Origin of the sequence: Paraburkholderia franconis (assembly GCF_009362735.1) — a bacterium.
Taxonomy (GTDB): Bacteria; Pseudomonadota; Gammaproteobacteria; order Burkholderiales; family Burkholderiaceae; genus Paraburkholderia; species Paraburkholderia franconis.
Genome location: NZ_WHNP01000145.1, coordinates 1 through 8,148 on the forward strand (window position 1 = coordinate 1; position 8,148 = coordinate 8,148).

Here is an 8,148-nt window from a genome sequence, read left to right on the forward strand (position 1 = left end):
GTTTGCGTACTCGCCAAACCGGCAAGGCGTCCATCCCCAGCGCCATCTGGCCGGCTTCAGCGGGATCCTGCAGGCCGATGCATATTCTGGTTTCAACGAGCTGTTTCGCGACGGCTCGATTCGCGAAGCCGGGTGCCACGCGCACGCACGTCGCAAGCTCTATGACATTCACGTGCGCACGCCATCGGAGACGACCACTGAGGCGCTCAGATACATCGGTGAGCTCTATGGCATAGAGGCGGACATTCGCGGCAAACCGCCGGACGAGCGATTACGTGTGCGACAAGAGAAGGCCAAGCCGCTGCTTGAGCGCTACGGCACGTGGCTGCGCGAAAAACTCAAGACGCTCTCGGCAAAGTCGGATACGGCCAAGGCCATCAACTACTCGCTGAACCAGTGGGATGCGCTCATGCTGTACTGCGACGATGGTGCCGTCGAAATAGATAACAACATCGCGGAAAACGCGCTGCGTTGTGTGAGCCTGGGTCGAAAGAATTTCCTCTTCGCAGGCTCCGATAGCGGAGGCGAGCGGGCAGCAGCGATGTATTCGCTGATCGGAAGCTGCAAACTCAACGGTATCGATCCGCGCGCTTACTTGACCCATGTCCTGACCCGAATCGCCGATCACCCCGTCAACCGCATTGACGAACTCTTACCTTGGCGGATCGTCGAACACCTCGGCGGTCTACCAAAGACTATCGGTTCATCTCTCTGAATCAGTGTGGTCCCTGCACATCCACGCGCCATTTACACGTAGGCCACATCATCGGCCACGCGCGCGCGAAAATCAGCAACGGCCTCCGCAAGGCGCTTACTGCCGAGAAGGGGATGACGTCGAAGGACACATCGAAACCCTCGCGTTTCCCGATAGCACGAATCACATCCGGCATGACCCCTTGAATCTCGTGCGTTTTCATATCCAGGAATGCATTCGGCACGCTCGATGGCGTGGTCCCCGCAGAAACGTTGACTGGCGCTGCCCATGCATGACCGGCGCCAAGCGCTGCGGAGATCGCGATGGCAGCAGTAGATAGAAGGCGTTGGAAGAAGCAGACCCGCGAGCCGGAGACGCGTTGCGATGTATATGAATACATGACAGATCCTCAACGAAAATTCATCAAATAGGCAAGGAGGTGCCGGATCGGGCCCGCGTGTTGCATGACGATTCGGCCGCTTCGCTCTTCATACTAAAGAGCAGCATCTGGACAGGCGCGATGGCGTGAGCCGGTGGGCCGCCCACCGCATGCGCCAAGTCCATGCCGCGAACTATAGGAAAGAATCTTTTTACCGTGCTTAATATCCAAAAAATTCAACATTAACGCCCATTTAATGCTGTGGTGCGGCGCGACCTTCACGCATCGACATTCAACGCAGGTTAATGGCCAGTTTATTCTTCGTTAAGCACAAATTCTCGGCTAACTTCTATAGTGGCTTCTCCTCGTGCGCCACACGGCATCGACACCGACCGCGCCAAGAATTGCCAGGAGCCACTGATGGATTTGGAGTCATTGAATACGCCCGCTGCAGTGATTGATGTCGCGCGTATGCACCGCAACATCGAACGGATGCAGCAACGCATGAACGCGCTCGGCGTGCGGTTCCGTCCGCACGTCAAGACGACTAAATGCGAGCAGGTAGTCCGGGCACAAATGGACGCCGGAGCACGCGGCATCACCGTATCCACACTTAAGGAAGCCGAACAATTCTTCGCAAGCGGCATTCGCGACATCGTCTACGCGGTGGGCATGGCGCCGGCAAAACTCGCGCAGGCGCTGGCACTGCGCCGACAAGGCTGCGATCTGAAGATCGTTGCCGACAGCGTCGCCTGCGCCGAGGCCATCGCCGCGTTCGGTAGAGCGCACGAAGAGCCCTTTGAGGTCTGGATCGAGATCGACGTGGATGGTCATCGCTCAGGTATCACACCCGATGACGACGCGCTTCTCGCTGTCGCAGCGACCCTTTCGAATGGCGGCATGCATCTTGGCGGCGTGTTGGCCCATGCCGGTTCGAGCTACGACTACGATACCCGTGACGAGCTCATGCGCATCGCGGAGCAGGAACGCTCGCGCTGCGTGCGTGCCGCTGAACGCATTCGGGCAGCGGGCCTACGGTGCGACGTCGTGAGCATCGGATCGACACCGACAGCGTTGGCCGCCGAACATCTGGAGGGCGTGACAGAAGTTCGTGCAGGCGTCTACGTCATGTTCGATCTCGTCATGCACAACGTCGGCGTAAACGACACGTCCGAGATTGCATTGAGCGTGTTGACTACGGTCATCGGGCACCAGAGCGAGAAAGGCTGGGCCATCGTCGATGCTGGGTGGATGGCCATGAGCCGCGACCGTGGCACCCAGCGCCAGAAGCGCGACTTTGGTTACGGGCTCGTGTGCCGCGAAAACGGAGAGGTGCTGGGCGAGTATCTGATGAGCGGTGCGAACCAGGAGCACGGGATCGTCTCCCGATCCGGTACGCCGGATCACGAGATCGCGAAACGTTTTCCGATCGGGACGCGCCTTCGGGTACTACCCAATCATGCGTGTGCCACCGGCGCACAGCATCCCGCCTATCAGGCCATCGGCCCTGACGGCAATGTCGAAACCTGGCCGCGGTTCTATGGCTGGTAAGGAGCGCCGGATTCGAATCCATAGAGAGGGAGCCTCGTTATGAAGTATGTCTCGACCCGTGGCGCCAGCGCCGGCCTGCGGTTTTCCGAAGTATTGATGGAAGGACTGGCGGCGGATGGTGGCCTCTACGTGCCCACCACCTACCCCAATGTCGACGACGCAACGCTGCAGCACTGGCGCGGCCTGTCGTATCCCGAGTTGGCCTTCGAGATCGTTTCGCTGTACATCGACGACATTCCCGCTGACGAACTGCGCACCATCATCGCCAGGACCTACACGCAGGAGACGTTCGGCTCAGTGCAGATCACGCCTTTGCGGAAGCTCGACGAATCGATCGATTTGCTCAACCTGTCCAATGGCCCAACGTTCGCGTTCAAGGACATGGCGATGCAGTTGCTGGGCAATCTTTTTGAAGCCGAGTTGGGGCGCCGCGACGCAGAACTGAACATTCTCGGCGCCACCTCGGGCGATACCGGCAGCGCCGCGGAATATGCGATGCGCGGCAAGCGGAACGTCCAGGTTTTCATGCTGAGCCCGCATGGCCGTATGAGTCCGTTCCAACAGGCGCAGATGTTCAGTTTGCACGACGAGAACATCCACAATCTCGCGATCGAAGGTAGCTTCGACACGTGCCAGGACATCGTCAAGGCCGTTTCTGCCGACCTGACCTTCAAGCGGCGGTACAGCATCGGCACCGTCAATTCGATCAACTGGGCACGGTTGCTGGCACAGGTCGTCTACTATTTTTTCGGGCTATTTCCAGGCCACGAACGATAACAGCGAGCGCGTCTCGTTCTGCGTTCCTTCCGGCAATTTCGGCAACATATGCGCAGGCCACGTCGCCCGCATGATGGGGTTGCCGATCGAAAGCCTGGTGCTCGCGACAAACGAGAACGACGTGCTAGACGAATTCTTCAAGACTGGCCGATATCGTGTGCGCACCAGTAACGAGACGATGGTGACTTCAAGTCCGTCGATGGATATTTCAAAAGCCTCGAACGTCGAACGTTTCGTATTCGACCTGCTCGGCCGGGATGCAGAACGCATTCGACGGCTGTTTGCGACTGAGCTATCAGCGTGCCGTCAGTTCAGCCTGACGACGGAAGAGACATCGCGCATCGCCAGCTACGGTTTCGTGTCGGGCAAGAGTACGCACGTAGATCGGGTGCAGACCATCTCCGATACATGGAAGCGACAACGCACAACGATCGACCCGCACACGGCCGATGGCATCAAGGTTGCGCGCGAACATCTTCGCCCCGGCGTTCGCACCATCGTGCTCGAGACCGCGCTGCCGCTCAAGTTCGAGGACATCATCCGTGAGGCAACGGGCCAGGCCGCACCGCGCCCGGCAGCGGTGGCCGACCTGGAGCATCGCACGAGGCGCTGCGAACTCATGGCGCCGTCGGCAGACGCGGTGATGGCATACATCGCTCGGCATTGCAGCCACTGACATTGCAGGGAGAGTTTGCCATGGCTGTGTTTACGCCCGTCTCGGCGCAAGAGGCTTCCGCTTTCATTGCCCCGCTGGCGGTGGGAAAGCTCATTTCGCTGCGAGGCATTCCCAGCGGTATCGAAAACACTAACTATTTCATTACGACCGACGCCGGCGAATTCGTGTTAACGCTTTTCGAGCGGCTGGGCAATGCGCAATTGTCGTTCAGCCTGCAATTGATGCAACACCTGGCTCGTAGGGGAATCCCGGTACCGGAACCCAAGGCCGACGGCGACGGCCGGATCGTGTTCGAACTGAACGGAAAACCCGCTTGCGTCGTTGCGAAGCTGGAAGGACGGCATTGCCTCGAGCCGCAATTGCAGCACTGCGAGCAGATGGGTGAAGCGCTTGCGCGCATGCACCAGGCCGGTGACGACTTCCCGCGAGAGTTGGTCAACTCGCGAGGCTATGCATGGTGGGCGCAAGCAGCCGATCGAGTCGCAAGTTTTCTCGATAGCGAAAGACGCGAAATCCTGTTCGACGAGCTGCGATTCCAATACACGCTCGCCAGTGACGGGTCGTACCGGGCGCTGCCACAAGGCCCCATACACGGTGACCTGTTCCGCGACAACGTCTTGTTCGCCGATGCGCAGGCCTTGGGCGGATCGACCGATGCAGAAAAGCTGTCGGCCGTGTTCGATTTTTATTTCGCTGGAATCGACGTATTGATATTCGATGTCGCAGTTTGCCTGAACGATTGGTGCATCGATCACCCGTCGGAAGCACTGTCGCCCGCCATGGTCGCTGCATTCGTCCAAGCATACGAGCGTGCCCGCCCGTTGACAACGATGGAGCGACGCCACTTGCCCGCGGTGCTCAGGGCGGCGGCCTTGCGGTTCTGGCTATCGCGCCTGATGGATCTGCACTTCGCCCGCGATTCGGCGTTGGTCCATACGCACGATCCTGAGCACTTCTTTCGCGTGCTGTGCCACCACAGGCGCGCTTCGTCTTTCTAATACGCCGGCTGTGAGCGCTCCGGCAGGTCTTGCCTTGCCGACACCGCCGAATTTCGAGGTTAAACATGATCGCGTCAATTGCTGAGGAATTGATATGACCCAACGCTACGCATTGCACGATTTGATCCGTTCAGACAATTTCATCGACGGTAAATGGGTCCCCGCCGGGAGCGGCAGGCGCTTTGCCGTGACTGATCCAGCGACGGGCGACGTCATCGCTGAGGTGGCCGACAGCGGCCCCGCCGATGCCCGCGCCGCCACAGATGCCGCCGCACGCGCCTTCCCCGCCTGGCGCGATACCTTGCCGAAGGACCGCGCAGCCGTACTGCATCGCTGGCATGCACTCATCCTCGAGCACGCGGATACGCTCGGGCGTCTGATCTCGCTGGAACAGGGCAAGCCGTTCGCGGAAGGGCGTAGCGAAGTGATGTACGGCGCATCATACGTCGCGTGGTTCGCAAATGAAGCAGCGCGCATCTACGGGGACATCATCCCGCAGCAGCAGCGCGGCAAGCGCATGAGCGCGGTGAAGGAGCCTGTGGGGATCGTGGCAGCAATCACGCCGTGGAATTTTCCGCTCGCGATGATCGCGCGCAAGATCGCGCCGGCGCTCGCAGCGGGCTGCACGTTGGTGGGTAAGCCGCCCGAGGACACGCCGCTCACCGCATTTGCGTTGGTCCTGCTCGCGCACGAAGCACGCGTTCCGGCGGGCGTCATCAATCTAATTGGCGCATCGCGAGATAGCGCGGCTGCTTCCGTAAAAGCGTGGTTGGACGACAGCCGCGTGCGCAAGATTACCTTCACCGGGTCGACATCTGTTGGCAAGCACCTCGCACGCGAATCAGCCGGCACGTTGAAGAAGCTTTCGCTCGAACTCGGCGGCAACGCGCCATTTATCGTGTTCGAGGACGCGGACCTCGATGCCGCCGTCGCGGGCCTGATGGCATCGAAGTTTCGCAACGGTGGGCAGACGTGCGTGTCGCCGAATCGCGTGTACGTGCAAGCGTCGATCTACGACAAGTTCGCGGACTTGCTGGCAACGCGCGTCGCCGCGCTCAAGGTCGCGCCCGCGACCGATCCCGACGCGCAAATTGGGCCGATGATCAATGCACGCGCAGTCGAGAAGACCGAGCAGCATGTAAGCGACGCGGTCGAGCGCGGCGCACGAGTGCTCACGGGTGGCACGCGCCTGACTGAACGCGGCCCGAACTACTACGCGCCGACGGTGCTCGCCGGCGCCACGCCAGAGATGCGTTTGAGCAGTGAGGAAACATTCGGCCCCATCGTGCCGCTGTTCCGCTTCGACGACGAAGATGAGGTGATCCGCGCTGCCAACGACACACCGTTCGGTCTCGCAACCTATTTCTATAGCCAGGATTTGCGCCGCATCGACCGCGTATCGCGCTTGCTCGAAGCGGGACTCGTCGGCATCAACGAAGGTGCGCTTTCGAGTGAGGCCGCGCCATTCGGCGGCGTGAAAGAATCGGGCTATGGTCGCGAAGGCTCTAAGTATGGCCTCGATGATTACCTCTCGACCAAGTATCTCTGTCAAGGCAACCTCGAATGAGCCTGTTCGACGCTCGCGTGGCGGCTGCCGTCGCCGCATGCCGAAAGCGACGGCATCGAGCACATCTCGGGCCTTGACGGTCGCCGGCGTGCGGCCGGTCCGCACTTGCAGGTGCGATGTACTTCATGCCTTGTTCATCGTATCGCCTGGTACCGTCAACAGGTACCGTCGACACTCCTGGCGGTATCAGGGAGCCTGCACGCACGCTCCCTTGCATACCGTCAGAAATACCGTCAATTCAAGTTGCCTGGACTCCCGACCGATGGAGATGCAGCTTAAAAATCGCCTTATTTCCCAAGGACGTATGGAGCCGCGTCGGCCATTTAGAATTGACTGCGATTGCATATATTTCGACGGCCGTCGTAACCGTGATTGAGCTGCACGCCGCGGCACAACCCTCACGCTTCGCTGCCGCCCTCGCATACATGAACCCGCGATGCGAAGGGCGCCATCATTCGTGAAGTATCTGGAGCTGGTACCCCGGCCACTGCCTCTTATAGTTCTTCCACGAATCCCGATGGGCTCGACGCAGGCGGATGTTGCTTCAACGGCCGATCGGACGCCATCTCCCTGGCGCATTGTTCTCTGATCTCGATAGCGCCATCAGATTGGCGTCTTCGCCGATGAAGCGAGCGTCTCACGCGCAAAACCAGTTGCAGCCTGCAGATCACACCGGCACCAACTGGCTGATGGCATCCTTCAGGCTGATGTCGCAAAGCCCGGCGAACCGCGTTCTTTCCGCGAACGACCATTGCCAGGCGCGGACCAGACGTTCGAGCGGCCACCCAGGCATACCGGCCAATGTCTCAAAGTGGCCGTCTACAGCCTGAAATATCCGGCCGTCGACCTGCACCTGCCTTCAGGTTCGCCCCTCGACGTTACCCTCGCGACGCATCTTCGTGACTCTGGCGTGCCTGATTGTTATATGCGCTGTGTAACGCTGCGTGAATGCTGAACATTCCATTCGTAAGGCGAGAATCGCCCGGCCGTTCCGGCAACAAGGCCAGAAGTCCCTTCATCGCATACGGCATGATTAGCGCGCCGGAATCGGTTCACGACGCCGCGTCGCTGAACGACAATTCCGGCACCGTCACACCCTACGGGATGAACAATATTCAAGGAGCGCGTTGCCATCGGTCATGGGTGCAGCGCACGTGCGATTCCGGCACACGTATGCCGCCGCCCGACCATTGACCGGGTGGCGTTCCCGGCCGATCGGCACGTCTTCTGCAAAAGCCAGCACGCGCGCGGGGAGGTATGCCCGGTGAACGCTGGTTGCAAGTGCTGTGGCCGCCGATTTCTCGCCGGCCAGGACGATCTCGAACGGGCCGCGCTGCACGAAGTCCCGCGCGGCCATGAGGTGCGCGAAAGCGGACGGTGCTCTGCCAGCTGCGGACTCGTATCTCTGGATTTCATGCTCGGCGCGGTCGATGTAAAGATCGTGGTTGGTGAGTGCATGCAGACGCAAGAAGGCAAATACGCTGGATGAGATGCCCGACGGCGACG

At 60.1% G+C, this 8,148-nt stretch carries 6 protein-coding genes and 2 pseudogenes; 5 read left to right on the plus strand and 3 right to left on the minus strand.

Going from position 1 to position 8,148, the window contains the following annotated elements; translation table 11 throughout:
• Positions 1-715: IS66 family transposase (tnpC, locus tag GCT13_RS45975; RefSeq protein WP_152768250.1), on the plus strand; the 715-nt coding region annotated here is incomplete at its 5' end.
• Position 716: 1 nt separating this feature from the next.
• On the opposite strand, the gene GCT13_RS45980 is transcribed toward tnpC, so the two are convergent.
• On the minus strand, positions 717-1,094 hold the full coding sequence (locus GCT13_RS45980) for a type 2 periplasmic-binding domain-containing protein (protein WP_227747377.1): 378 nt from the start codon (positions 1,092-1,094) through the stop codon (positions 717-719).
• Positions 1,095-1,493: 399 nt separating this feature from the next.
• On the opposite strand from GCT13_RS45980, the gene GCT13_RS45985 reads away from it, so the two are divergent.
• From GCT13_RS45985 to GCT13_RS46000, 4 genes and pseudogenes are all read left to right on the plus strand, one after another.
• A complete protein-coding gene (locus GCT13_RS45985) occupies positions 1,494-2,624 on the plus strand; it encodes a DSD1 family PLP-dependent enzyme (RefSeq protein ID WP_152768251.1) in 1,131 nt (376 codons plus the stop codon).
• A gap of 39 nt (positions 2,625-2,663) precedes the next feature.
• Positions 2,664-4,077 (plus strand): annotated as a pseudogene (gene thrC / locus GCT13_RS45990) (threonine synthase).
• 20 nt (positions 4,078-4,097) lie between these two features.
• Positions 4,098-5,075, plus strand: coding sequence for a homoserine kinase (locus GCT13_RS45995; RefSeq protein ID WP_152768252.1), 978 nt, complete (start codon positions 4,098-4,100; stop codon positions 5,073-5,075).
• Between the two features lie 94 nt (positions 5,076-5,169).
• A complete protein-coding gene (locus GCT13_RS46000) occupies positions 5,170-6,642 on the plus strand; it encodes an NAD-dependent succinate-semialdehyde dehydrogenase (protein ID WP_152768253.1) in 1,473 nt (490 codons plus the stop codon).
• A gap of 667 nt (positions 6,643-7,309) precedes the next feature.
• On the opposite strand, the gene GCT13_RS46005 is transcribed toward GCT13_RS46000, so the two are convergent.
• Positions 7,310-7,495, minus strand: coding sequence for a hypothetical protein (locus GCT13_RS46005; protein ID WP_152768254.1), 186 nt, complete (start codon positions 7,493-7,495; stop codon positions 7,310-7,312).
• A gap of 237 nt (positions 7,496-7,732) precedes the next feature.
• Positions 7,733-8,148, minus strand: a pseudogene (locus GCT13_RS46010) (thioredoxin); the annotation flags it as partial.